22 protein-coding genes are annotated in these 25,957 nt (G+C 68.3%); 7 read left to right on the top strand and 15 right to left on the bottom strand.

Annotation, left to right across the window (positions count from 1 at the left end):
• Positions 1 to 14 precede the first annotated feature (14 nt).
• From ACIA76_RS33335 to ACIA76_RS33320, 4 genes are all read right to left on the bottom strand, one after another.
• Positions 15 to 1,202: a cytochrome P450 gene (locus ACIA76_RS33335; protein WP_397157610.1), complete on the bottom strand. Its 1,188-nt coding sequence runs from the start codon at positions 1,200 to 1,202 to the stop codon at positions 15 to 17.
• A complete protein-coding gene (locus ACIA76_RS33330) occupies positions 1,199 to 4,234 on the bottom strand; it encodes an amino acid adenylation domain-containing protein (protein ID WP_397157608.1) in 3,036 nt (1,011 codons plus the stop codon). The genes ACIA76_RS33335 and ACIA76_RS33330 overlap by 4 nt, the downstream gene beginning before the upstream one ends.
• 113 nt (positions 4,235 to 4,347) lie before the next feature.
• Entirely contained in the window at positions 4,348 to 4,791 is a 444-nt protein-coding gene (locus ACIA76_RS33325; RefSeq protein WP_397157607.1) for a pyridoxamine 5'-phosphate oxidase family protein, read from the bottom strand.
• 909 nt (positions 4,792 to 5,700) lie between these two features.
• Positions 5,701 to 6,357, bottom strand: a complete 657-nt coding sequence (locus ACIA76_RS33320) for a maleylpyruvate isomerase N-terminal domain-containing protein (protein ID WP_397157605.1) — start codon at positions 6,355 to 6,357, stop codon at positions 5,701 to 5,703.
• A 92-nt stretch (positions 6,358 to 6,449) separates the two neighbouring features.
• On the opposite strand from ACIA76_RS33320, the gene ligD reads away from it, so the two are divergent.
• Both ligD and ACIA76_RS33310 read left to right on the top strand, forming a co-directional pair.
• Positions 6,450 to 7,427, top strand: a complete 978-nt coding sequence (ligD, locus tag ACIA76_RS33315; RefSeq protein WP_397157603.1) for a non-homologous end-joining DNA ligase — start codon at positions 6,450 to 6,452, stop codon at positions 7,425 to 7,427.
• On the top strand, positions 7,424 to 8,359 hold the full coding sequence (locus ACIA76_RS33310; protein WP_397157602.1) for a D-isomer specific 2-hydroxyacid dehydrogenase family protein: 936 nt from the start codon (positions 7,424 to 7,426) through the stop codon (positions 8,357 to 8,359). The genes ligD and ACIA76_RS33310 overlap by 4 nt, the downstream gene beginning before the upstream one ends.
• 3 nt (positions 8,360 to 8,362) lie before the next feature.
• On the opposite strand, the gene ACIA76_RS33305 is transcribed toward ACIA76_RS33310, so the two are convergent.
• Entirely contained in the window at positions 8,363 to 8,809 is a 447-nt protein-coding gene (locus ACIA76_RS33305) for a pyridoxamine 5'-phosphate oxidase family protein (protein ID WP_397157600.1), read from the bottom strand.
• Positions 8,810 to 9,049: 240 nt separating this feature from the next.
• Here ACIA76_RS33305 and ACIA76_RS33300 point away from each other — a divergent pair, with 240 nt between their 5' ends.
• Entirely contained in the window at positions 9,050 to 9,421 is a 372-nt protein-coding gene (locus tag ACIA76_RS33300) for a hypothetical protein (protein WP_397157598.1), read from the top strand.
• 59 nt (positions 9,422 to 9,480) lie between these two features.
• Here the strand turns inward: ACIA76_RS33300 and ACIA76_RS33295 are convergent, their stop codons facing one another.
• Positions 9,481 to 9,930 (bottom strand): DUF4254 domain-containing protein, encoded by a 450-nt coding sequence (locus ACIA76_RS33295; protein WP_397157597.1) that lies wholly within the window; start codon positions 9,928 to 9,930, stop codon positions 9,481 to 9,483.
• 575 nt (positions 9,931 to 10,505) lie between these two features.
• On the opposite strand from ACIA76_RS33295, the gene ACIA76_RS33290 reads away from it, so the two are divergent.
• The 3 genes from ACIA76_RS33290 to ACIA76_RS33280 all read left to right on the top strand — a co-directional run bounded on the left by ACIA76_RS33290 (position 10,506) and on the right by ACIA76_RS33280 (position 12,631).
• Positions 10,506 to 11,210, top strand: coding sequence for an ESX secretion-associated protein EspG (locus ACIA76_RS33290; RefSeq protein ID WP_397157596.1), 705 nt, complete (start codon positions 10,506 to 10,508; stop codon positions 11,208 to 11,210).
• A gap of 93 nt (positions 11,211 to 11,303) precedes the next feature.
• Positions 11,304 to 11,678: a hypothetical protein gene (locus tag ACIA76_RS33285; RefSeq protein WP_397157595.1), complete on the top strand. Its 375-nt coding sequence runs from the start codon at positions 11,304 to 11,306 to the stop codon at positions 11,676 to 11,678.
• The gene (locus ACIA76_RS33280) at positions 11,675 to 12,631 is read left to right on the top strand and encodes a hypothetical protein (RefSeq protein WP_397157594.1); all 957 of its coding nucleotides are present in this window, start codon (positions 11,675 to 11,677) and stop codon (positions 12,629 to 12,631) included. The genes ACIA76_RS33285 and ACIA76_RS33280 overlap by 4 nt, the downstream gene beginning before the upstream one ends.
• A 60-nt stretch (positions 12,632 to 12,691) precedes the next feature.
• Here the strand turns inward: ACIA76_RS33280 and proB are convergent, their stop codons facing one another.
• The 9 genes from proB to ACIA76_RS33235 all read right to left on the bottom strand — a co-directional run bounded on the left by proB (position 12,692) and on the right by ACIA76_RS33235 (position 25,110).
• Positions 12,692 to 13,813 carry a glutamate 5-kinase gene (gene proB, locus ACIA76_RS33275; RefSeq protein ID WP_397157889.1) on the bottom strand — a complete coding sequence of 374 codons (1,122 nt, stop codon included), beginning with the start codon at positions 13,811 to 13,813 and terminating at the stop codon, positions 12,692 to 12,694.
• Positions 13,814 to 13,872: 59 nt separating this feature from the next.
• Complete coding sequence (obgE, locus tag ACIA76_RS33270; protein ID WP_397157887.1) at positions 13,873 to 15,330, bottom strand: GTPase ObgE; 1,458 nt, start codon at positions 15,328 to 15,330, stop codon at positions 13,873 to 13,875.
• A 112-nt stretch (positions 15,331 to 15,442) separates the two neighbouring features.
• Positions 15,443 to 15,709, bottom strand: a complete 267-nt coding sequence (gene rpmA / locus ACIA76_RS33265; protein WP_397157593.1) for a 50S ribosomal protein L27 — start codon at positions 15,707 to 15,709, stop codon at positions 15,443 to 15,445.
• 43 nt (positions 15,710 to 15,752) lie between these two features.
• Positions 15,753 to 16,064: a 50S ribosomal protein L21 gene (rplU, locus tag ACIA76_RS33260; RefSeq protein ID WP_397157592.1), complete on the bottom strand. Its 312-nt coding sequence runs from the start codon at positions 16,062 to 16,064 to the stop codon at positions 15,753 to 15,755.
• A gap of 314 nt (positions 16,065 to 16,378) precedes the next feature.
• Positions 16,379 to 19,603, bottom strand: a complete 3,225-nt coding sequence (locus ACIA76_RS33255; protein ID WP_397157591.1) for a translation initiation factor IF-2 N-terminal domain-containing protein — start codon at positions 19,601 to 19,603, stop codon at positions 16,379 to 16,381.
• 527 nt (positions 19,604 to 20,130) lie between these two features.
• Positions 20,131 to 20,547 (bottom strand): nucleoside-diphosphate kinase, encoded by a 417-nt coding sequence (ndk, locus tag ACIA76_RS33250; protein ID WP_397157590.1) that lies wholly within the window; start codon positions 20,545 to 20,547, stop codon positions 20,131 to 20,133.
• Positions 20,548 to 20,594: 47 nt separating this feature from the next.
• Entirely contained in the window at positions 20,595 to 20,936 is a 342-nt protein-coding gene (locus ACIA76_RS33245) for a DUF4233 domain-containing protein (RefSeq protein WP_397157885.1), read from the bottom strand.
• 56 nt (positions 20,937 to 20,992) lie between these two features.
• Positions 20,993 to 22,438 carry a bifunctional folylpolyglutamate synthase/dihydrofolate synthase gene (locus ACIA76_RS33240; RefSeq protein WP_397157588.1) on the bottom strand — a complete coding sequence of 482 codons (1,446 nt, stop codon included), beginning with the start codon at positions 22,436 to 22,438 and terminating at the stop codon, positions 20,993 to 20,995.
• Entirely contained in the window at positions 22,435 to 25,110 is a 2,676-nt protein-coding gene (locus tag ACIA76_RS33235) for a valine--tRNA ligase (RefSeq protein ID WP_397157586.1), read from the bottom strand. The genes ACIA76_RS33240 and ACIA76_RS33235 overlap by 4 nt, the downstream gene beginning before the upstream one ends.
• A 428-nt stretch (positions 25,111 to 25,538) precedes the next feature.
• Here ACIA76_RS33235 and ACIA76_RS33230 point away from each other — a divergent pair, with 428 nt between their 5' ends.
• Positions 25,539 to 25,907, top strand: coding sequence for a hypothetical protein (locus tag ACIA76_RS33230; RefSeq protein ID WP_397157584.1), 369 nt, complete (start codon positions 25,539 to 25,541; stop codon positions 25,905 to 25,907).
• The last annotated feature ends 50 nt before the right edge of the window (positions 25,908 to 25,957 follow it).

The raw sequence follows: 25,957 nt of genomic DNA, 5'->3' as shown, positions 1-25,957 counted from the left end.
TCGGATCCTGTGGTTCACCAGCTGACCGGGAGGGTGAGCGGGGACCGGGTCGGGGATTCGTCGTTCCAGGCGGGTGGCTGGTCGTCGATCAGCCGCAACTGTGGGAATCGGTCGAGCAGGGCCGTCAGCGCGACGGTCAGCTGAGACCGTGCCGAATGCGCGCCGACGCAGTTGTGCGCGCCGCGGCCGAACATGAGATGGGGGTTGACCGCACGGCTCAGGTCGAGCCGGTCGGGGTCGGTGAATACGGTGTCGTCGCGGTTGGCGGCGGCGAGGACCGGCAGGACGGCGTCGCCTTTGCGGATGACGGAGCCGTGCAATTCGATGTCCTCGGTAGCCAGCAGGATCACCATGCCGTTCATCATCGGCACATACCGGAGCAGTTCTTCGGCGGCGGTCGGCATGAGGTCGCGATGCTCGCGCAGCCGAGCGTACTGGCCCGGTTCACTCAGCAGAGCCACCACCGCGTTGGCCAGGAACATGCTGCTCGTCCCGAAACCGGCGGTGACCATCGACAGCCCGAAGACCATGACATCCTCATAGGACAGCTGCTCGGCCTGCCACGCGTCGACCAGGTGGGTCATGATGTCGGGCTCCGGCTTTCGCCGCTTGCGGTCGATCAGCCCGGCCATATGGTCGCGGAGCAGATCGGCTGTCCTGCGTGCCTCCTCCGGGGTCACCATGGCGTCGAAGCCGGACTTGACCACGGGCACGAACTGGTCGCAGTCCTCGGGCGGGATCCCGACCAGGTCGCACATCGCCAACAAGGGAAAAGGGTCGGTGAACCCCGCGACCAAGTCACCGGGCGGCCCCTCGTCACGCAGACGCGTCAGCAGTCCGTCGGCCAGTTCACCGAGGCGTGCCGACCGGATGCGGATCGATCCCGCGCTGAAAGCTCCGGCGATCGCCCGGCGCAGGGCGGTATGGCGCGGCCCGTCCAGCTCCATCATGGTGGTCAAACCCGGCCTCGGGCCGTCGGATTCGGCCGACCGGGCGGGCCAGTCGTTGATGGTCGGCCGGATCAGTCGTGGATCCGCCATCAGGGCCCGCACATCGGTGTAGCGGGTGACGTACCAGGCGGTGGCGTCCATGCCCATGTCGACCTCGATCATCGGATGATGCGCGCGCAGGTCACCGTACTCGAGCGGTGGTCCCATGGTTCCCGGTCGCGGTATCGGGAAGTCGATGATCTGCCGGGTCATGACCGATGACCTTCTGTGACAGGTCGTTTGAGGTATCCGGTGGTATAGAAGTACTCCAGATACCGGTCCAGCAGGGCGGTGTCCACCGGCGGACAGATCAGGCCGCTGTCGGCCAGATCGTGTTCGACGTTGGTCCGGTCCAGGGTGGGGAAGGTGCCTTCGAAGTACATTTCCTTCACCGACATGTCGGCCTTGTGGCTGCGGTCGACGCACAGCGAGACGAACGGCGCGGTCGCGCTGGTCGGATTGGCCGTGACGTGGGCGACCAGTTCGGTCACCCACTCGGTGTAGGGCATCATCGTGATCCGATGTCCCGCGACCTTCATTCGATCGAGCATGTCGGCGAACCCGCCCGGCCGCGGATTGGTCAGATGGTAGGTCCGGTCGGTGGTCGTGCGATGGGTGGCGATGTGCACGATCGCGTCGGCGAGGTAGTCGACCGGTACGAAGTCCATCGGCAACGGAATGTCGGGCGCCAGACCGGTTTCGGAGATGGTCTTGAACAGCGAGCAGATCGCGGTCTCGGTATTGCACGCCCCGGTCGATCGGTCTCCGGTGATCTCGTACGGTCGGTAGACCGCGACCGGCACCCCGTGGGCGGCGGCGTCGGCCAGCACCTGTTCGGCGACCCATTTGCTCTCCGCGTACCCCATGGTCAACCGATCGGGATGTGCCAGGGGCTGATCCTCGGTGACATGGTGGATTCCCGCGGTCCCGAATCCGGCCAGCACGGCGATGGTCGACAGGAAGTGCACCGGTACCCGGCGCGGCGCGGCCAGGCGGATGATCTCCCTGGTGCCTTCGACATTGGCGGTTTTCAGGGCGGTGTAGGGATAGAGGAAGTTGACCTGCGCCGCCGAATGGAACACCAGATCAAGGGATTCCGTCAGGATGGCGGCGCGGGCCGGGTCCATGCCGAGGCCGGGTTTGTTCAGGTCGGCTTGCGAGCACACCAGACGATCGGGGTCGGCCGGGGCGAGGCCGTACCGGGCCAGCGCGGACTGGACACGGTTGTAGGCGGCGACGTTGTCGCGCGCCCGGACCGGGCAGTGAATCCGTGCGGAGGTCGTGCGCAACAGCCGGTCGACCAGGAACGCGCCGACGAATCCCGAGGCGCCCGTGACCAATACCTCTCGAGGCGCACGCCACTGCGGAGCCGGGCCGCGTGGCGCCGGAACGGCGAATCCGAGCCGTCCCTCGGCGGTGAAGTCGACCTCGGGTGCCGACGCCGTTCGGGTGCCGATACCGGTGACCGCGTCGGCGAACCCCTGCAGCGTCGGTGCGCGTAACAGGCTGTGGATCAGCGCGCTGCTGTGCCGGGCCTCGATATCGAGGGCGGCGAGGGTGCGGGTCACGGTCTCCGCGGCCAGCAGCGAATCCCCGCCCAGATCGTAGAAATCGTCGGTGGGCACGGGATAGACCCGCAGGATCGTGTGCCAGATTCCGGCCAGGGTGTCCAGCAGGCCGCCACCGTTGCGGGGGGTGAGCGCGGGAGCAGTCGTGGTGAGGGCGCGCAACTGTCGACGGTCGACCTTACCCGCACTGGTGACCGGGAAGGTGTCGAGCGCAATCAACCGGGGCACCACCGCGGCGGGCAGCCACTCGGCCAGGTCCCTGCGGATCCGGTCGACGGGAATTGCCTGGCCGGAGCGAGACGGTGTGAGATACCCGGTGAGAGTGTCCTGATCGAGGTCCACCACCGCCTCACCCACCTGCTCGTGAGCGCGCAGCCGAGTCTCGATCTCGTCCAATTCGACACGGTGGCCGCGGAGTTTGATCTGCCGGTCCGCGCGGGCGCGATACTCCAACTCTCCGCTGGGCAGCCAGAGGGCCCGGTCCCCGGTGCGATAGCGCCGCTCCCCCTGTGCCGTGGTGATGAAACGCTCCCGGGTCAGCTCGGGATCCCCGAGATAACCCAGGGCGAGACCGTCGCCGCCGACGAGGAGATCACCCTCCTCATCGATGTCGGCGGGCGTACCGTCCGCACGCACCACGTAGCAGGTGGAGTTCTCCAGGGGCCGGCCGATCGGAACGGTGGTCGCCTCCGCGGGCAGATCCCACACCGGATGCGCCGTGGAGACGACGCTGTTCTCGGTGGGGCCGTAGAAGTTGACCAGGGTGGTGTCCGGGCATGCCGCCAACACCGCCCGCGTCAGATCCGGGTCCAGCGCCTCGCCGCCGGCCGACGCGAATCGTAAGGTGCGCAACGCTTCCGGACGCGTGCGGGCGATATGGTGGAACACCCCGGTGGTCAGGTAGGCGATCGTGACCCGCTCGGCGAGCAAGCGGGCCTGCAACGCCTCGGGTGACAGCAACTCCTCGCGATCGGCGAGGACCAGGCATGCGCCCGACAGCAACGCCGACCAGATCTCGATGGTGGAGGCGTCCGAAGACAGGCCGTATGCGTGCAGGACGCGGTCACCGGGGCGGGGGCGCTGACTGACCGAGTCGGAGAAGGCAAGTCGCGCCACACCCCGATGCGGTATCGCCACCGGTTTCGGGCGGCCGCTGGTACCGGAGGTGAAGATGACATACGCGCAGTCCGTCGCGGCCACTTGCGGCCGCCGGAATTCGGCGACGGTGCGATCGGCGGTCGTATCCAGTTCGATGCGCGTGCGGATGCGGCGGACCCGGCAGACACTGCCGGGCAGGGTCACCACGGTCTGCAGACCGGCCTCCTCGGCCATGGCCTGCAGGCGCCGCGGCGGCGCCGAATCATCCAGCGGCACATAGGCGCCACCGGCCTTGAGAATGCCGAGGAAGGCCACCATGGCCTCCAGCGATCGGCCGCCGGATACTCCCACGGTGTCACCCGGCCGTACCCCCGCATCGACCAGGCGCGCGGCCAGGGCCGCCGAGCGCACGGCGAGTTCACCGTAGGTCAGGCTCCGCCCGTGGTCCACGGCCGCGCTCGCGCGGGGCCGGAGAGCGGCTTGGTTGTCGAACACCTCGTGCACACTCAGATCCCGCGGGTATGGAGCCGCGGTATCGAATCCACTCGGATCGAAACGAGTCAATGCATCTACAGACATGAGAAAGCTACCCCTTATTCTTTCGCGCAGGAGGAAACTCAGTACTGCCGAAATGACGTCAGTACTGCTCGAAACAGAGGGAGAAACTCAGTTCCGCCGGCTGAATTCCGGCTCTACGAGCCGAATTCCGCGGCGAAGGCGGAGAAATCGGCGGTCCGCCAATGCTGCGGCCGCATCCGCAATACGACGTCCTCGACCAGTTGGTGCTGATTGGCTTCCAGATATGCCGCCGCCGTCGGCGCATCCAGGTAGCGGTGGGCCAAGGCCGCGTGGGTGGAGATGGATACCGGATCGTCGGTCCCCACCACCGGGCCCTCCACGCTGACATAGCGGTACGGCGCGGACTCGTCTTGTACACACAGGCTGAATCTCCCTGTGGCACTGATCAATTGGGCTTTGATTGTGTCGCGACCGGTCTCCACGATCACCTCGCCGCCGGGCTGGTAGCCGTACCACACCGGCACCAGCAACGGCGCCCGCACGCCCCGCGGATCGACCACGCCCAGCACGCCCACGTGCACAGCCGCGAGGAACTCTTCCCGGTCACGAACAGACATAGCAAGATCCATGACAGTCCCTTGCAATAGGGGAATGAAAGAACGTCTCCGGCTGCACAGATCGCAACGCCGTCGTCGGATCGGCTAGTCGGATGACCAACATCACTCACCTTAAGAATCGGATCCTTGCGCTGTCAATGGCTCTGGGACAGATTTATTTCCTTGGCGTACAACATCTTTCAGCAATCGACAGGCATGTGGCAGCGCCGCACCCCAGCCCCGCCGGGATGGCGGACCGATACGTCCGGCACCTGGAACTTCATGAAATACACTGCGCGGGAACAACTTCGCAACAAGATCGACTGAGCGGGCCACGCAATCCCTCAGCGGCCGCACCCCGCACTCGGCTACGGGCACGCAGCATCGAGCGCTCGGACGGTCGTGAAACACCCTGCGCGGCAACGACTTACTCACGCAGGACCACAGGTGCGACCGCCTCGCGCCTTCGTGTGAACCGTTCAACTGCTCCCGGACCGAAGTCCGCCGCTTCAGCCCCAGTCAGGCCCGCCACACCAGTAATGCCAGCCCCGGAATGCTGGTATCGACAATGGCATGACGAACTCCTCTGCAACCCCTCTGTGCGGGCCGTTGGCGTCGTTGCTGAGTGTCCCGTTGTGATCTTCGGTCCACGCGCCCGCGTCGATTTCCTAGCCATTGCCGATTTTCCTCGGCTATCCGAGAAAAAACCTTGGGAGTTTCCTGTGGGGTTTCTTGGAGCCGGTCACCGTGCGACCGTGGCGCCCCACTACCGCCGCCGGATGCTCGCCGACCGGCAGCGCGACCCCGAACACCGATCCTTCGGACGAGCCACAATCCGGACCCACCACCACCGAGTCCAACGGCGGACCCCCTACTGTCTCTTCACGTGAAGGGGCGCGATGTCACAGCGCCGTACGCTCTCCGCGCCGATCAGCCCAGGACGAACGGGAGCCGCGCGGCCAGTTCGCCCAATTCGGCCCGCTGGGCATCGGTCGGCGTGCGACGTCCGGTGGCGATCAGGAGCGCGTCCCGATCGGGCCACGATGCCGGAAACGGTGTTCCGGCAATCTCTTCCACCATCGCGCGCGTCCGGGCGAGGGTTTCGGCGGGCGGATCCGTCGCGTCCGGGAGGTGCGCGATCAGGTCGAGATGATGCAGGGTCCATTCCAGGACGTAGGCGGACAGATAGTCGGCCGCGGTGAGCACCACGTCGCGGGTGCCGACCCGCAGGGCCGGATTCGCGAGTTCGGCCGCGCGGCCCGCGGCGCAACCGACATCGTCGAGATGGAACTTCAGCAACCGCGGATCCCCGTACGCGGCGGCCAGCCGGACGGTCAGCGCGTCGAGCGGGTCCGCGCCGGTCGGTGCGATACCGGCGACCTCCCAGTAGGTCACCGCGGTGCGGGTCGGCTCCTCATCGATGGGCGTCACGAGGGTGATCAGCACATCCTGTGCATCGATGATCAAGTGGCACACCAGATCTCGCACGAGCCAGCCGGTGCAGCCCGACGGCCGTTCGAAGTCCTCATCCGGCAGTTCGGCGACCGCCGCGCGCAACGCCGCCCAGGAGTGTGAGAAGAGATCCACGGCCGCAAGCTAGCAGCGCACGGCCCGCCCCGCGAGCCGAGTTATCCGGCCGGGGAGTGCCCTGCGAAGTTCGAGTCGCTATCGTCGGACGGGTGGCCGGCAAGTCTGCGGCACCGGCCGTCGAGCTGAGCGTCGGTGAACGGACGGTGCGGATATCCAACCCCGATCGGGTCTACTTCCCCGAGATCGGGGCGACCAAGCTCGACCTGGTGCGGTACTACCTGAGCGTGGGCGACGGGATCGTCAACGCGCTGCGGGACCGCCCGTGCATGCTGCACCGGTTCCCGAAGGGACTGCCGGGCGGGAAAGTCCATCAGAAGCGGCTGCCCGCCGGGGCGCCGGACTGGATCTCCACCGTGCGGGTCTACTTCCCCCGCTATGGACGCCACGCCGACGAGCTGTGCGTCGGCGAATTGGCCGAGGTGATCTGGGCGGTGCAGATGTCGACGGTGGAGTTCCATCCGTGGAACTCGCGCCGATTCGATACCGAGAAGCCCGACGAGTGGCGCATCGATCTGGATCCGATGCCCGACTGCCCGTGGTCGCGGGTGCGGCGGACCGCTGGTGTGGTGCACGAGATCCTCGACGAACTCGGCGCCGTCGGCTGGCCGAAGACCTCGGGCGGCAACGGTCTGCACGTCTATGTACGGATCTCGCCGGAATGGGGATTCCAGGAGGTACGCCGCGCCGCGCTGGCCTTCGCCCGCGAGGTCGAGCGCCGCGCGCCCGAGGATGTGACCACCACCTGGTGGCGGCGCGACCGCGATCCGCGACTGCTGTTCGTCGATTACAACCAGAACGCCCGCGACCATACGATCGCCGCCGCCTACTCGGTGCGCGGCAATCCCACCGCGACGGTGTCCACCCCGATCCGCTGGGACGAGATCCCCGATATCGACCCGCGCGATTTCACCATCGCCACCGTGCCCGGCCGCTACGCCGAACTCGGCGATCTGCACGCGGGCATCGATGCGGCGGTCTTCGACCTCACCCCACTACTGGAATGGGCCGATCGCGACAAGCTCGAGGTCGATCTTGACGACGACGAATCCGATGAGGAGCACGCATGACCCCGGAGCCCGTACGAATCGCGGTGGGCCCCAAGGATTCCGAACTACTCGAGCGGGCGATCGCCCGCGGTGGCGCGACGCTGTCGGATCCGGACACCGCGCGCGCCCTGGTCTGGAACGGTGGGCCGGCCGGATTCCCGGGGCGGCTGCCCGCGGGCATCGAATGGGTTCAGCTGTTCTCCGCGGGTGTCGAGGAGTGGTTCGACACCGAGGTCTTCGAGTGCCATCCCGGCATCGTATTCACCTCGGCCGCAGGTGCTTTCGCCAAGAGCGTGGCCGAACACGCACTGGCCCTGCTGCTCGCGGGCGTGCGGCATCTGCCCGAACAGCTGCGGGCTCGCCGCTGGCGGCAGACCGACTTCTTCCCGCATATCGGCACCTTGCGCGGCGCGACGGTGGCCGTGATCGGCGCGGGCGGTATCGGCCGGGAACTCATCGATCTGCTCGCGCCGCTCGGCGCCCGCGTCATCGCCGTCAATCGTTCCGGTGCCCCGATCACGCATCCGGCCGTGATCGAAACCGTTCCGGCACACCGACTCTCGGAGATCTGGCCGCGCACCGATCATGTGGTCGTGGCCGCGCCCGCCACCCCGGCCACCCGGCATCTGATCGGCAGAGACGAACTCATCCAGCTGAAGCCGACCTCCTGGGTGATCAATATCGCCCGCGGCCCTCTGATCGACACCGACGCGCTGGTCGCCGCTCTGCGCGACGGCGCCATCGGCGGCGCCGGGCTCGACGTCACCGACCCCGAACCTCTCCCCGACGATCATCCGCTCTGGGATCTGCCGAATGCCATTGTGACACCGCATGATTCGAATCCGCCGCAGCTGCGCACGACCGCCTTCGCCGACCATGTGGCCGAGAACGTCGCCCGTTTCGTCACCGGTCGCGACCTGATCGCCCGCATCGACGTCGCGACCGGATACTGACCGCTAGACCGGATCGGGGTCGACGAATTCGATTCCGGTGATGATATCGGGGTGGATGCGCACCAGATGGTCGCGCGGGCCCGGTAGCCAGGGGCGCAACAGGCTTCGGCAGCGGGCGATCTCCTGCGGATCGGTGATCGGTTCGGCGGTGCCGGTCACGATCACACACCAGCCGCGATGGGTGCGCTGATCGATGGTGTCGGCCTCGTAGGCGACCACCTGCCGGGTCAGGGTGGCGCCGCGATGGGCGTGGATGACGATCGTCTCGCCGTCGAGCAGATGATTGACCGGGCGGATGGTCGGCAACGCATAGCGGGTGTAGACGATTCGGCCGATCCCGACCCGGCTCAGCAGATCGAAGGCCTCGGCCGTCGACAGATCTCGTGAGATCTGCTGGGTCGAGTTCGGCGGGCGCGTGAACCGCGGATACTCGTCCGCTCGGCTGGTCATTACCCTGTCTGCCCCGATCGTCGTGCACCGGATGGTCCCCCGGTTCATATCCACGTTCCCCGAACGGCTGCTGATCAAACCATTCGGCGCGGGAAAGCTCGCGCCCGAATCGATTGCGGCTCGATTCGGAATCGACGGCTGTTCGGCCAGTGCGCCGGCGGCTTATACTGCTGGGATACGTGTGTTTCCCGAGTCCGGTAGCGCGGCTGGGGGTCCGTCCTGAACCCTGGAAGGTCCACCATGCGCGCCAATGAGCCCGCTCGTCTACTCGCCGAGTTCGGGCGTGGCACCGAGGAACCGGTCGAGGCCGCGTTCGGTGCGGACATTCTGCCGATCGACGTGCCCGCCGCGATTCCCGAGGCACACGACCGGCTGGTGCGCCACCTGTTCGATATCGGACTCCAATTACACGCGGTGCGAACGGTTTTCGAGGATACGGGCGCCAGCCCGGAGCAGATCCGGGCAGCGGGCGATCGCGTGCTGTCGGTCCTCGACGACCTCGACCTGCTGATCCGTGACGCGGGCCTGACGATGCTCGATCTGGCCGTCCGCCGCGACCCGCCGCCGAATCGGCTACGCCCCAACGGCAACGGCCGCCGACGCCGCGCCTGAGCACCGGTGGAATTCCGCCGCCCGGCCGTGCGGACGGGCGGCGGAGTCATAGGGGGACGCTAAGCGCCCCGGACCGCCGGACCCATACCCGGGCGGATGCCGAAGGCCTGCTCCACCAGATCGGTCCAGCCGTCGGCCATAGAGGCCAGCAGGAACCAGGCGGCGTGCACTCGCTCGTCGGCGACGTTGTCGACGCTGCGTAGCAGGTGGGTGGCGCGCACCTGCGCGGCGGCCATGCCGTCGACCACGGCGCCCAGCGACTCCGATCGCGGGCGGCGGACGGTGTGGGCACCGATCCAGTCGTCGATGCGGGCGACGAGTTCGTTGCGCCGGCAGTCGATCTCGGCCGCGTGCAGGGGTTGGGTGCGGCGGGCCAGATGAAGTTCGGCGAGCGAGCGGGCCCAGCGGGTGACGGGATGGTCGTCGGGCTGATCGCCGATATGGCCACAGAATGCCGCTAGTAGTTCGTGCCAGTCGGGCGGGGTGGAGGCGGCGGTTCGCCTCATCATGATGGGCCCCGACGGCGGCGCCTGTGCACAGCCGTCCGGTTGCGGTACGTACATCGTGTACCTCCAAGGCGGCGATCGGGCGCACCCGGCGCCGCACACGGGCACCGAACCGCGAGCCCGGTGCGGCAAGGGCGGACCGCACCGGATCCGGAGCACCGCAATCTGCGAAGGGGACATCTTCGAGCGGCGCCGGGTGCAACTCCAGGATGCTCGCTTCGCCCGGCCCTCCCACTGCCCTTTCGGTGGCCTTCCGATGACTGTGTGGTTGGCCTCCGCTTCGCTCCGGCGGGGTTCGCGGCCCTGAGTCTCGTCGGTTAGCGCGCGGGGGAAGCCCACAGGCCCCGCCCGGGGGTGGGGGGGCGATCCCGGGCGCGCGCGGGGGGGGGCGGGGGGGGGCGGGGCGCCCCCCCCCCCCCCACGGCCGCGAACCGTCGCTCGTCGGATCGCTCCGTGCGGGTGCGTCGGTGACGGCCGCGAACCGTTGCTCGTCGGGATCGCTTGTCTGGCCGACCGCTCGGTACACAGCTACGCTACGTGCAGGCTCGGGATCGATCGGGTGAAGGGTGTTCGGCAGCGTGGGTTGGTCTTTCACACCGGACGAGTTCGCGCATATCTGGCGGGAGACCGATCTGGATCGTCATCCGTTTCCGATTCGTATTCTCGAATCACCGCGCACCGAGGATGAGGCGGCCGCGCTGCGGCGCACGCTGCAGGCGCGCATACCACTGCGATCGGATCCGGATCTGTCGGCCTGCCTGCGCATTCTGGCGCGGCCGCATACCCGGGTGGTCGCCATCGGCGGCCCGCACGCCCCCGGCAGCGAGATTCGCGCGCTCGGCGCCGCGGTCTACGACCATGCCGTGCTGGCGGTGCAGGAGCCGGGCCGGTCCCCGGATTTCGGTGGGCGCGTGAACATCTCGATCGGTCACAGCACCAAGCTCGGCGCCCGCATCGCCGCGCTGCTACCCGATACGCCGCCCGGACGCGAACCCGCGCGCTCGGCGCCCACGGAGGCGGTGCGCGATGAGGAGAACGCGCGCGGCGGCGCGGCGCTCGCCCCGCGGATCCGGCGGCTGCTGGTGAAACCGCATACCGCGGAGGGTCATATCCGCATCGAGCCGCGGCTGGATCGCACCGATCCGCCGCCGGCGGTGTACTACACCTGGATCGATGTCGTGGGCGACGGCCGCTACCTCATCCGGGCCGGGGACGATGTGCACGTTGTCCCGGCCTCGGCCCAGCAGGTCGCACTCCACCTGCAGAAACGTATTCCGCACTGAGTGATCGATGTCGCGGATACCGGCAAGACGTACTGACCGGACATGGCCGACCGATTACGCTGAGTCACTACCGACCGGATCCCAGGGGTAGGCATGACGATCGAGACCAGCCAGGCCGATATCGCACGGTTCCTGCAGGCAGCCCAGAGTGGCACCGTGCGCTTCGATCCGGCTGCGGCTCGCCGCTGCGCCGAGATCTACGATCAGCAGGCCGACCGGCTGCGGTATCTGCAACAGCGTTTGGAGTCGGCGGCGGAGCCGCACGGATTCGGGGGTTTCTTCTCCGCCCAGCAATTGCAGGCCGGATTCGGGCGCAAGGCACGCGATGCCGCGCGGCTGCTCGATCAGTACATCGCGGCGTCCTATCGGATGAAGGAGGCGTTCCTGGTCAGCGCCGGACTGTACGAGGAGGCCGACGCCGCGCATTCGGCCGCGCTGCGGGCGATCACGCCGAGGCAGGCACGATGACGACGGAATTCCACTACGGGCCGCAGCCGCGGAGCACCGACCCCGAATACATCAGCGCCATGGAGCATTTCGAGTCCATGCCGCATGAGCAGATCTACGCCGGGACCCAGCAGATCGATGCGGGCGCGATCCTGCAGACCTCGGCGGTCTGGCTGGAGGGCGCCACACTGGGCGCCTCGATGCCGCTCACCAGCGGCAACGCCGATCGGATCATGGATGCGGCGCAATGGCAGGGTCCCGCCGCCGACGCGGCCGCCGCCTGCGCCCGCAGCTTCGCCGAATCGATCGACGAATTGGCCGCGGTCATGGGCGAAGTCGGCGCCCGGCTGGGCGCGGTGGCCACGGCCGCCGAGGCCGTGAAGTTGGCCGTGGTGCCCCCCGGCGACTCCGGCCCGATCGGCGCCATCGCCCGCACGCTGGAGGCGATCGGTGTCATCGATGCCCAATTGGCGGCGGAGGCCATGCGCCAGGAGGCGGTGCTGGCGATGAACATGATCTACAAGCCGTCGTATTCGGCCGCGGGCAACGGGATTCCGGCCCTGCCCGAACCGCCCGCCCTCCCCGGCAACCCGGCACCTCAGCAGAGCAAACCCAAACCCTCCGCGCCCCAGCCTGTTCCGCCGCAGCATCAAACCCCTGCGCCCCCGGAAACACCCGCACCACAGCAGCCTCGGACGCCCACACCCCAGCCGCCCCCGTCGACTGCACCGTCCTCACCCACACCCCACACTCCTGAATCCCCCACACCGACTACACCTCCGGCTCCGGCTCCGGCGAGCCCACCAGCCCCACCACCACCATCCCAATCCCCCACTCCCGCACCACAATCCCCACCCCCACCCGCAGGCCCCCCACTCACCGACCAGGGCGGCCAACCCGGCGTCACCGGCCCGATCCCGAACCAATCGACCAGCCCGTCCGACCAGCCCGGCGTGGTCCCACCCAGCCGCTGAGAGCTCAGGCCACCACCGAACTCGCCCCGCGCGGCGGCTGCGGTTGATCGTCCCGCGGGCCTATGCCCGGACCAGGTCGTCGGCGTGGATGACCGGGCGGTGCATGCCTTCCGGGAGTTCGGTGGTGGAGCGGCCGATCATGGTGTGTAGTTCGGCGCTGTCGTATTCGACTACGCCGCGGGCTATTACGGTGCCGTCGGGGGATATGAGGTCGACGACGTCGCCGCCGTAGAAGGTGCCGCGGATTTCGGTGATGCCCGCGGCGAGCAGGGAGCGGCGGCGGTGGGCGACCGCTTGGACCGCGCCCTCGTCGAGGACGATCGCGCCGCGGCTGTCGGCGGCGTGGCGGACCCAGAACTTGCGGGCCGACAGGCGAACCGGGCGGGGGGCGAAGGCGGTGCCGACGGTCGCGCCGGACAGGGCCGCGGCGGCGTCGGAGGCGGCGGCCAGCAGCACCGGGACACCGGCGTCGGCGGCCAGGCGGGCCGCGGACAGCTTCGAGGCCATGCCGCCGGTGCCGAGCACGCCACCGCTGCCCGCGATCACACCGTCGAGGTCGGCGCTGCTGCGCACCTCGGGGATGAAGGTGGCCGCACCCTTGCGGGGGTCGCCGTCGTAGAGACCGTCCACATCCGACAGCAGGATGAGCGCATCGGCGACGACCAGATGGGCGACCAGTGCGGCCAGCCGATCGTTATCGCCGAAGCGGATCTCTTCCGTTGCGACGGTGTCGTTCTCGTTCACCACGGCGATCGCGTGCAGCGAACGCAGCCGGTCCAGGGTGCGCTGGGCATTGCGGTGATGTTCGCGGCGGCCGAAGTCACCGGCGCTCAGCAGCACCTGACCGACCACCCGGCCGTAGCGCGCGAACGAGGTGCCCCAGGCATGGGCCAGGGCCAGCTGGCCCACGCTCGCGGCGGCCTGCTTCGTCGCCAGATCCTTTGGCCGCTTGGACAATCCGAGCGGCGCGATGCCCGCGCCGATGGCGCCCGAGGACACCACCACCAGATCCGATCCGGCGCGCATGCGCGATTCCACCGCATCGGCGAGCGCGTCGAGCCGGTCGGTGTCCAGCCCGCCCTCGAGGCTGGTCAGCGCCGAGGAGCCGATCTTGACGACCACACTGCGGGCCGTCGCGATGGCCCGCCGCGCCTCACTGAGCCCGTTCCGCTCACCGGTCACCTCGGCCTCCGCCTGCGTGATACTCGAATCCACCTGCACCACACCCCATTCGCGATGTGTTACGCCTCGCCATCCTCCGACACCAGGCCGCGGCGCACGCGCGAGGCGTGTTTGCGCTCGGCGGCGCTGATGCGATCGGTCTGATCCAGACGCGGATCCACACCGCGGCGAGTCATCAGGACCTCGACACCCGCGGAAATCTGTGGCTCCCAATCGAAACAGATATCGCCGATCGTCACCGGCGCACCAGGCTGGGCGCCCAGGCGCACCAGCTCCTCCTCGACGCCGAGACGGGCGAGGCGGTCGGCGAGATAGCCCACGGCCTCGTCGTTGTCGAACTGGGTCTGCGCCACCCAGCGCTCCGGACGTTCGCCGGTAACGATGAACCCGCCCTCGACCTCCGGATCGATCCGGACGCGGAAACCGCTGTCGCCCTTGGCGACCGGGCGGATGATCTGCCGCTTCGGCTCGGCCTTCGGATGCGCCACGCGGTACTCGCTGACCAGCTCGCCCAGCGCGAAGGTCAAGGGGCGCAAGCCTTCCCGGCTCACCGTCGAGATCTTGAACACCGGCCAGCCGCGCTTGGCGAACTCCGGCAGCATGAAATCGGCCAGCTCGTCGGCGTCCGGAACATCGGCCTTGTTCAGGATGACCACGCGCGGGCGATCCGCCAGATCACCCAGGCTCGCATCGGCGGTCAAGGCGGGCTTGTAGGCGGCCAATTCGGCCTCCAGCGCGTCGACATCCGAGAGCGGATCACGGCCCGGATCCATGGTGGCGCAGTCGACCACATGCGCGAGCACCGCGCATCGCTCCAGATGCCGCAGGAAGTCCAGGCCCAGTCCACGCCCGTCGCTGGCCCCGGGGATCAGACCCGGCACATCGGCGATAGTGAAGGTGGTGTCACCCGACTGCACGACACCGAGATTCGGCACCAGCGTGGTGAACGGGTAGTCGGCGATCTTCGGCTTGGCCGCCGACAGCACCGATACCAGCGACGACTTACCGGCCGAGGGGAAGCCGACCAGGCCGACATCCGCCACCGACTTCAGCTCGAGCACCACATCGCGCTCGGAGCCGTCCTCGCCCAGCAGTGCGAAGCCCGGGGCCTTGCGCGCCCGCGACACCAGCGCCGCGTTGCCCAGGCCGCCGCGGCCACCCTGCGCCGCGATGTACCGGTAGCCCGCGCCGACCATATCGGCCAGCAACTCGCCGTCGGCGCTCATCACCATGGTGCCGTCGGGCACCTTCAGCAGCAGTTCCTCGCCGTGTTTACCACTGCGGTTGCTGCCCTCACCGGGCTTGCCGTTACCGGCCTTGGCATGCGGATGGAAGTGGAAGTCCAGCAGGGTGTGCACATTGGGATCGACCTCGAGGATCACATCACCGCCGTTGCCACCGTTACCGCCGTCGGGACCGCCGAGCGGCTTGTACTTCTCGCGGTGCACCGAGGCGCACCCGTGACCGCCCTTACCGGCACGGACATGTAGCACGACACGATCGATGAACTTGGACACGACCTTGATCATCCTCCTTCAACGAATTGGGTCAGTGCTGGGAACAGCGAAACGGGCCAGGGTGTCCTCACCCTGACCCGCTTCGAGGTGTGTCGGAAGGCTCCGGCGCGGCTCAGGCCTGCGCCGGCTCCGGAACCACGATGTTGACGGTCTTGCGGCCACGCTTGGCGCCGAACTCGACCGCGCCCGCCGCGAGGGCGAACAGCGTGTCGTCGCCGCCACGGCCGACGTTCACGCCGGGGTGGAAGTGGGTGCCGCGCTGGCGAACCAGGATCTCGCCAGCCTTGACAACCTGACCGCCGAAGCGCTTCACACCGAGCCGCTGGGCATTCGAGTCGCGACCGTTGCGCGAGCTGGATGCACCCTTCTTATGTGCCATGTCTCAGAACTCCTCGTGCCGGGGTGCGAACCCCTGGTCGGACTTACTTGATGCCGGTGACCTTCAGGACCGTCAGCTTCTGACGGTGACCCTGACGCTTGTGGTAGCCGGTCTTGTTCTTGAACTTGTGGATGCGGATCTTCGGGCCCTTGGTCTGATCGACCACCTCGGCGGACACGGCGATCTTGGCCAGCGCGGCCTTGTCGGTGGTCAGCGTGGCGCCGTCGACGACCAACACCGCCTCCAGCGACACCGCGGTACCCGGCCCACCCTCGAGCTTCTCGACCTTCACCAGGTCACCGACCGCGACCTTGTACTGCTTTCCGCCGGTCTTGACGATCGCGTACGTTGCCATCGGTCGGCTGCCCTCTTTCCTCTGCTTAAGTGCTCAGCACTTGGCTTCGCGCAGCGTGCCCGCCGGTTCGCACCGGAGACCGCCGCAAGTTGGTCTGGTAATACCGCCGCCTCAGCGCCTGGTGGCTCTCGATCGAACCGGGCCTTCGTCTTTCGACGTCCAGGCCGAGCAGCAGACTGCTGTCACCGGGCAGCGACTGTCAAAGGCTACAGGACACCGGGCTCCGCAACCAAACCGGGGTCGCGCACATCTCCGGCGGAAAACGCCGGTGCCCCGCCAGCGCGAGCTGACGGGGCACCGGTCGCACAGAAGGCTCAGTGCGGCTGCTCGGGCGCCCCGGCGGCTCGTCCGGCCGCCCGGCGGCGGGGACGGCTGCGCGGCGCCACCTCGGGCGGGGCGACGTCAGCCACCGAGAAGCTCGGTCCCTGTTCCTGATCGGTGCTGCTGAGCACGAATACCGCGCCCTTGCTGTCGGTGCTGGGCGCCGCGGTCGTGCGCGCCACCCGGCGACGCCCGCGCCGGGCGCCATCGGTCGCCGGGCGAGCGTCCGGAGCCGGCGCGGAGTCGGCGTCCGAATGCGGTGCCGCGACGGCCGTTTCCGGCTGTTCGGGGGTCGGGTCCTCGCTCACCACCGCGGGGGCCGAGGGGCTCTCCTCGACCGCGTCGACCCGATCGGTCTCGTCCACGACATCGACATCGTCGGCGACGGGAGTCTCGGCCAGTGACTCACGGCGCAGCGCCCGCCGCGCCGCGCGGGCCGCCCGCCCGCCGCGACCGGTCGGCCGGGTGGTCTCGGCCGTTTCCGGCTCGATCGCCGAATCCGACTGTGCGAGATCGGCATCCGCCACCGTGTCGACATCGTCGAACTCGGCGTCGGAGATCTCGTCGGTGTGATGGGAGGCCATGGCCAGCGCGACCGGATGCGCGCGCTTGACCGCGGCATCCTCCTCGAGGTGTTCGGGCTGCTGCGGTTGCGGCGCCGGCGGGGCGACGACGGCGGCAGGGGTCTTCTCCTTGCGCCGGCGACGGCCCTCGCGGCGGCCCGCACCCTCCTCGGCGGGCGCGGTCTCGACCGGATAGTTGTGCACGAGGATGCCGCGGCCGTGGCAGTGCTCACATGTGGTGGAGAACGCCTCGACCAGACCGGTGCCCAGCTTCTTGCGGGTCATCTGCACCAGGCCCAGCGAGGTCACCTCGGAGACCTGATGACGGGTGCGGTCGCGGCCCAGGGCCTCGGTGAGCCTGCGCAGCACCAGGTCCCGGTTCGACTCCAGCACCATATCGATGAAGTCGACGACGATCATGCCGCCGATATCGCGCAGCCGCAGCTGGCGCACGATCTCCTCGGCCGCCTCCAGATTGTTGCGGGTGACCGTCTCCTCGAGATTGGAGCCGCCCGCACCGGTGAACTTGCCGGTGTTGACGTCGACGACCGTCATCGCCTCGGTGCGATCGATGACCAGCGTGCCGCCCGAGGGCAGCCACACCTTGCGGTCCAGCGCCTTGGCCAGCTGCTCGTCGATGCGGAAGCTGCCGAAGACGTCGACGCCGCTGCCCTCGTAATGCTCGATGCGGGCCAGCAGATCCGGGGCGACCGTGCGGATGTAGTTCTCGACGGTCGTCCAGGCCCGCTCGCCCTCGATGACGAGCTTGGAGAAGTCCTCGTTGAACAGGTCACGGATGACCTTGACCAGCAGGTCGGGCTCCTCGTAGAGCGTCTTCGGCGCGTTGGAACCGTTGCGGGACTGATCCTCGATGGTCTTCCAGGTGGCCTGCAGCCGCTCGACGTCGCGGGCCAGCTCGGTCTCGCTGACGCCCTCCGATGCGGTGCGGATGATCACACCCGCGTCCTGCGGGACGATATCGCGCAGAATCTCCTTGAGGCGCTTGCGCTCGGTATCGGGCAGCTTGCGGCTGATACCGGTCGAGGTGCCGCCCGGAACGTAGACCAGGAAGCGGCCCGCCAGGCTGATCTGGGTGGTCAGGCGGGCGCCCTTATGGCCCACGGGATCCTTGCTGACCTGAACCAGCACGGTGTCGCCGGGCCGCAGCGCCTGCTCGATCTTGCGTTCCTTACCGCCGAGTCCGGCGGCCTCCCAGTTCACCTCGCCCGCGTAGAGCACGCCGTTGCGGCCGCGGCCGATATCGACGAACGCCGCCTCCATGCTGGGCAGCACGTTCTGGACCTTGCCCAGATAGACGTTGCCGACCATGGACGCCTGGCCGGTGCTGGTCACGAAGTGTTCGACGAGGATGTTGTCCTCGAGCACGGCGACCTGGATTGTGGCGCTCGGATGTTCGGCGAAGGTCTTCTCGCGCACGACCATGACCCGGTCGACCGCCTCGCGGCGGGCCAGGAATTCCGATTCGGTCAGGATGGGCGGGCGACGGCGGCCGGCCTCGCGGCCGTCACGGCGGCGCTGACGCTTGGCCTCGAGCCGGGTCGACCCGCTGATGCCCTGCACCTCGTCGACGGCGCGGCGCTTGTTGCGCGGCTCGCGCTCGTGCACGACCGTATTCGGCGGATCGTCCTCGGCTACCTCCGGCTCGTTATCCTCGCCGCCCTTGCGGCGACGGCGGCGACGGCGACGGCGACTCGAGCCCTCCGGCACGGCGTCGTTGTCGTCGGCGTCCTCGGCGTCGGAGTTGTCGGCGGAGTCGCCCTCGGCGTCGGCGGCCGACTCATCGGCCGCGGACTGCTCGGAATCGGCGTCGTCCGAATCGTTGTCGTCCTGGTCGGAGTGCTGCTCGCCCCGGCCGCGGCCGCGACCCCGGCGACCACGCCGCCGGCGGCGGGAGCGGCCGCTCTCGTCACCACGCTCGTCGGAGCCCTGATCGTCGTCCCAGTCCGAATCGGAGTCCGTGTCGGCGTCGGTGTCCTCGGCGACGATCGGCTCGGCGACCTCCTCCTCGACCTCCTCGACCTTGGGCTTCTCCTTGGGCTTCTCCTCGACCTTGGCATCGCGCTCGGCGCGCTTGCGGCGGCGCAGCTCGTCGGCCGTGGTCGCGTCCGGCGACAGGAACAGCGGGGCCGCGACCACGGCCGCGGGCTCGAACACCACGGGCTCGACGGGCCGCGGCTCGGCGTGGAAGACGCCGGAGAACAGCGACGGCGTGCGCGACGGCACGGCGGGCTCGGCACCGGAGGCTGCCATGGCCGGGACCGGCTCGGGGGCGGCGGCCTCGGTCTTGGGGGTTTCGGCCTTGGGTGCCTCGACCTTCGGGGTCTCGGCGGCACGCGCCTCGACGACCGCGGCCGCGGTCTTCGCTGGGGCGGCCTGGGCTTCCTCGGCGGGAACGAGCGCATCGCGCACGGACTCCGCGACCGTGCGGTCCAGGCTCGATTGGGGGCTGCGCGCCTCGGCGCCCAGCTCGGTCAGGTGGGCAAGAATACGTTTGCTGGTGGTGCCGAGCAGCTTCGCCAGCGCGTGGACCCGGATACGTTCCGGCAACTGCGCCGCCTCCCCTGCCCCTACCGCCTCTTTCGAAGCGTGATCACCATTACTGTGCGACGTTTCCTGCGGCTCTTGATCGGCCACGAAATCTCCTCGGACCCCCGGGCGCGTCCCACTCCACTCGAGTGTGACGCGGCCGACGCGGGGGCACTGTCCGTACGCCTCACGCCCGGAGGACGCAAGGTCAGTGGTCTCGCCCCGCGTGCCCGGTTATCACCTTGTCGTTCGTCGTTCGGGTAACTGGTCACGCGGCGCCTGGCTGTTGGCTTCTAACACCTGGCTCGAGCGCTCATCCAGCGTGCCGCCGAACAGCCGAGTCTTGGTAACCGTCCGGGGCAGCGATGATCGGCGTCGAACCGCGGTGCCTTTGGTTGTGTCCGCCACCCGCGCAAACGGCGGGCGACGATCACATCCAAGCCCAGTATCCCATATATGTGGCCGCCCGCTCGCCACCGACGCTGTGTTCGATGGCCTCCGCTTCGCTCCGGCGGTGTTCGCGGCCCTGAGTCTCGCCGTTGCGCGGTCGAGACTCGCGCTTCGCGCATGCGCTTCGACCGCTGAACGGCGAGACGGCCGCGAACACGTCACGGCATGAGCGACGAGAGACCCGATTACTGCGCGAAGTCAGAAAACCACAAAGCGATTTCGCGCTTGGCGGACTCTGGCGAGTCGGAGCCGTGTACCAGGTTGTATTGGGTCTCGAGGGCGTAGTCGCCGCGGATGCTGCCCGGGACGGCCTTCTCGACGGGGTCGGTGCCGCCGGCGATCTGCCGGAAGGCGGTCACGGCGCGGGGGCCCTCGAGCACGGCGGCGACGACCGGGCCGGAGGTGATGAACTCGATCAGCGAACCGTAGAACGGCTTGTCCGCGTGTTCGGCATAGTGGGCCGCGGCCAGTTCCTGCGGCACCTGCTTCAGTTCCAGTGCGGCGAACTTCAGGCCCTTGCGCTCGATGCGGGTGATGATCTCACCAATCAGGTTCCGGGCAACGCCGTCCGGCTTGATGAGTACCAAGGTCTGCTCAGTCACGGCGCAACTGTAACCGCCACCCCGGTGGGAGACCGAACCGAAGGCCTTCAGTTCTCCTTCTGGACACGCTGACTCGGCAGCAGGCCCCGGTCCATGCGGCGCTGGACATCCGAGCGCAGGACCAGGATGAACGCCCAGACCGCGATGAAGACCACGCCGATCACCGCGATCGACACGTGGATGAACCCGCCGACGAGCACCAGCACCTGCAGTGCCCAGTTGTAGGCCATCGCCCACGAGCGGCGCTGCATCCCGGCGCCGACGATCATCAACACCGCGATCCCGACCAGATACAGCACCGACCACCATGCGAGCCCGCCGCCGACCGTGCCGACGACCGGCAGCGCCAGCAACACCGTAATGGCCTCGAGCACCAGCGATCCGGCCATCACACCGCGCAATCCCTTCCAGGGATCGGTGGCCGGCGGCGGAACAGGCTGTTCACTCACGCGGGATCCTTTCCGAACAGCGAACGGGCGACGCCCGCGGTCACGACCGATCCGGTGATCACGATCCCCGCCCCGGACACGAGCTCGCCGCCGTCGCTCGCATCCTCGGCGATGGCGATGGCGGTCTCGACGGCGTCGGCGAGAGTCGGTGCGGTGACGACACGTTCGTCGCCGAAGCGCTGGACGGCCGCATTGGCCAGATCGTCGATATCCAGCGCGCGCGGGGAACCGTTGGTGGTGACGACGATCTCGTCGAAGACCGGTTCCAGCGCCTCGAGGATGCCGGCGACATCCTTGTCGGAGAGGACCGCGACCACGCCGACCAGCCTGCGGAAGTCGAATTCATCGGTCAGCGCCGCGGCCAGCGCCCGCGCCCCGGCGGGGTTGTGGGCGGCGTCGAGGAAGATCGTCGGCGCGCTGCGCATCCGCTCCATCCGGCCCGGGCTGATCGCATTCGCGAAACCCGCACGGACGGCATCGATATCGAGCTGCTTCTGCGCCCCGGCACCGAAGAACGCCTCCACCGCGGCCAGCGCCAGCGCCGCGTTCTGCGCCTGATGTTCGCCGTGCAGCGGCAGGAAGATCTCGTCGTACACCCCGCCCAGGCCCTGGATTTCCAGCACCTGGCCGCCGACGGCCACCCGCCGCGACAGCAGCCGGAACTCCGCGCCCGCGCGGGCCACCGCGGAATCGGTCTCGACGGTGCGCCGCAGCAGCACCTCCATCGCCTCGGGCTCCTGCTCCCCGATGATCGCGACGGTGTCTCGCGGCACGAGTGCGTCGGCGGGGGCCTTCTTGATGATCCCGGCCTTCTCCCCCGCGATCGAGGTCAGATCGGAACCCAGAAAGTCCATATGGTCCAACCCGATCGGCGTGATCACCGCGACCTCGCCATCGATGACATTGGTCGCATCCCAGGTGCCGCCCAGTCCGGTCTCCACCACCGCGACATCGACGGGCGCCTCGGCGAAGGCGGCGTAGGCCATGGCGGTGAGCACCTCGAACTTACTCATCTTCGGCCCGCCCGCCGCCTCGGACTGCGCATCGATCATCTCGATATAGGGCAGCAGCTCGCGGTAGACCTCGACGTAGCGGCCCGGGGCGATGGGCGCGTTATCGATCGCGATGCGTTCGGTGGCCAGCTGCAGATGCGGGCTGGTGATGCGGCCGGTGCGCCGATGCAGCGCGGTCAGCAGCGAGTCGATCATCCGGGTGACCGAGGTCTTGCCGTTGGTGCCCGCGACGTGGATGGCCGGATATCCCCGCTGCGGGGAGCCCAGCACATCCATCAGCGCGGCGATCCGGGCCAGCGACGGTTCGATCTTGGTCTCGGGCCAGCGCCGATCGAGTTCGGCCTCGACCAGCGCCATTTCGGCCAGGTCCACCGGCGACGGACCGAAGTGCAACCGCTCGGCGCTGCCGTGCTGGGGTTCCTCGCTCATTTGTTCCCTGCCATTCGTTCGATCTCCTCGAGGCGGGCGCCGATGCGCGTCACCTCGGATTCGGCGACCTCCTGCCGGGCGCGGATCTTGGCCACCACCTCGTCGGGCGCCTTCGCCAGGAAGGCCTCGTTGCCGAGTTTGCCTGCGGTACCGGCCAATTCCTTCTGCGCGGCCGCGAGGTCCTTTTCCAGCCGGCGGCGCTCGGCGTCCAGATCGACGGTGCCGGAGGTGTCGATCTCGACGGTCACCATGCCGCCGGCCAGGCGCACCTCGAGCGAGGCGGTGGCGGCGAAATCGGCCCCGGCGTCGGTGAGCCGGGCCAGGGTCGAGATCTCGGCGAGCTGGCCGGACAGACCGGCGTCGCCGATGCCGATGAGCGTGGCGGCCACCTTCTGCTTATCGGTGAGGCCCTGATCGCTGCGGAAGCGGCGGATCTCGGTGACCAGCTTCTGCAGATCCGAAATACGCTGCGCCGCAACGGTATCGGTGGCGATACCGGTGGCCCGCGGCCATGCGGCGATCACGATGGACTCGCCCGCGGCGCCCTCGGTGAGTGCCTGCCACAGCGATTCGGTGACGAACGGGATCGTCGGATGCAGCAGGCGCAGCACCGCATCGAGCACGGTGCCGAGCACGATGCGGGTGCTCGCGGCGCGCTCCTCGGATTCGGCGAACTGCACCTTGGCCAGTTCCAGGTACCAGTCGCAGAGCTCATCCCACGCGAAGTGGTAGAGCGCCTCGCAGGCCTTGCCGAATTCGTAGCGGTCGAAGGCCGAATCCACCTCGGCGCGCACCTCGTCGAGGCGGTCGAGGATCCAGCGGTCGGTATCGGTGAGGGTGTCGCGGGCGGGCAGCTCGCCGGTGACCGCGCCGTTCATGAGCGCGAACTTGCTGGCGTTGAACAGCTTCGTGACGAAGCTGCGCGCGGCCGTCACATGCGGCGTGCCCACCGACAGGTCGCCGCCCGGCAGCGCACCCCGCGCGAGGGTGAATCGCGTTGCGTCCGCGCCGTATTCGTCGATCCAGGCCAGCGGGTCGATGCCGTTGCCCTTGGACTTGGACATCTTGCGCCCGAACTCGTCGCGAATCAGCCCGTGCAGGAACAGATCCCGGAACGGCACCGGACCGGGCATCTCCTCGGCGATGAAGGTGCCGAACATCATCATCCGTGCCACCCAGAAGAACAGGATGTCGTACGCGGTGACCAGCACGCTGGTCGGATAGAACTTGGCCAGATCCGGGGTCGCGTCCGGCCAGCCCATCGTCGAGAACGGCCACAGGCCGGAGGAGAACCAGGTGTCGAGCACGTCCGGGTCCTGCACATAGCCCTCGGGCGCCTGCTCATCCGGTCCGACGCAGACGACCTCGCCCTCGGGGCCGTACCAGATCGGAATGCGGTGACCCCACCACAGCTGCCGCGAGATACACCAGTCGTGCATGTTGTCGACCCAGGCGAACCAGCGCGGCTCCTGGCTGGCGGGGTGAATCACGGTGTCCCCGTTGCGAATCGCGTCACCGGCGGCCTTGGCCAGCGGGTCCACCTTGACCCACCACTGCATCGACAGCCGCGGCTCGATCGGCTCGCCGCTGCGCTCGGAGTGGCCGACGCTGTGCGGATAGGGGAACTTGCGCCCCACCACGCGACCCTCGGACTCGAGGCGCTCGCGGATCTTCAGCCGGGCCTCGAAACGATCCATACCGTCGAATTCGGTTCCGGTACCGGCGATCTTGCCGGCCTCGTCCATGATCGTCGGCATCGGCAGGCCGTGGCGCAGGCCGATCTCGAAGTCGTTGGGGTCGTGCGCGGGGGTGATCTTCACCGCGCCCGAACCGAATTCGGGATCGACGTAATCGTCGGCGACGATCGGGATCTGCCTGCCGGTGATCGGATGGTAGAGCGTGGTGCCGATCAGATTCTTGTAGCGCTCGTCGTCGGGATGCACCGCGACCGCGGTGTCGCCGAGCATCGTCTCCACCCGGGTGGTGGCCACGATCACATGCGGCTCATCGTCGTTGAGCGAGCCGTAGCGCAGCGAGACCAGCTCACCCTCGACGTCCTTGTAATCGACCTCGAGATCGGAGATGCCGGTCTTCAGCACCGGCGACCAGTTCACCAGCCGCTCGGCGCGATAGATGAGCCCGGCCTCGTAGAGGCGTTTGAAGATGGTCTGCACCGCGCGAGAGAGGCCCTCGTCCATGGTGAACCGGTCGCGGCTCCAGTCCACGCCGTCGCCGAGGCGGCGCATCTGGCCCTGAATCGCACCGCCGGATTCGCGCTTCCAGTCCCAGACCTTGTCGATGAACAGCTCGCGGCCGAAGTCCTCCTTGGCCTTACCGTCCACGGCGAGCTGCTTCTCCACGATGGACTGGGTCGCGATACCGGCGTGGTCCATGCCCGGCAGCCACAGCACCTCGTAGCCCTGCATGCGCTTGCGGCGGGTGAGGCTGTCCATGAGGGTGTGGTCGAGCGCATGGCCCATATGCAGGCTGCCGGTGACGTTCGGCGGGGGCAGCACAATGGAATACGGCGGCTTATCGCTGCTCGCATCGGCGGTGAAGTAACCAGCGGCTACCCAGCGTTCGTACAGCTCCGCCTCTACTTCGCTGGGGATCCAGCTCTTGGGAAGGGCATCGGCACGATTACGTGGGTTCTCAGGGGCTGTGCTGGTCACCGTGTGATTCTAAGGACTCGAGGCTGCGACCTAGGCAACGGGGCCGACGTGGCGGCAGGACCATCGTGGCGACGCCAATCGGTCGGAAGAACCGGAGAGCGGGGTTTTCGGCGGATGAGGGACACCGAAAACCCCGCTCACATGTTTCAGATTACCGCCGATCGGCGCAGGTCCGGCGAATACATATGCAATTCTCAGGTTTTACCCGAAACCCTTGTCGGGGTGCGGATTTGCCGCGCGAACAGGCCGAAGGCCGAGGTGAGCGCAGCGCTCCGCCCACCTACACTCGGCCGGAGTAATCCAGATCACATCGATGCGCCGGTGTGATCCGGGCCCACAACCTTGCCGGGAACGACCGATTTGATGTCTCCTAGCTATCGGACAGCAATCGCGCCGAAGGTGCGGTTCCAGGAGAAAGCGGGGATGTTATGCGTGCTCGGACCCTCACCCTGACCACCATCCTGGCCGGCGCTGCGACGGTCGCCGTCCTCGGCGCCGGAGCGGCCAGTGCCGTCGCCCCCATTGCGTATCCGCAGGCCGGTGCGGTCGGCGTCGAGCTGAACAACGCCGAGACCCAGGCCTTCGCCAACGGACCGGCCCCGGCCCTGATCGATCACTATCTGCCCGGCAACAACGTCAGCGTCGGCGTGCGGGCCGACTCGCAGCTACCGCGCAGCGGCAACCGCATCGTGGCCTCGATGCGCGATATCGCCGCCGAGGCGGCCAGCCGTCCGAACGGCCATCTGGCCATGGTGGTCGCCCCTGGCCCGCAGCTGATCGTCGTCCAACAGTGGTAATCGAAAACACTCCCTGATCGTGTGCCCCCTCCGCCTCCTGCGTGGGGGCA

The sequence above is a fragment of the Nocardia sp. NPDC051570 genome (genome assembly GCF_044454005.1).
Taxonomy (GTDB): domain Bacteria; phylum Actinomycetota; class Actinomycetes; order Mycobacteriales; family Mycobacteriaceae; genus Nocardia.
The sequence above is the reverse complement of the archived record's forward strand: the minus strand, read 5'-3'. Positions and strand labels throughout refer to the sequence as shown.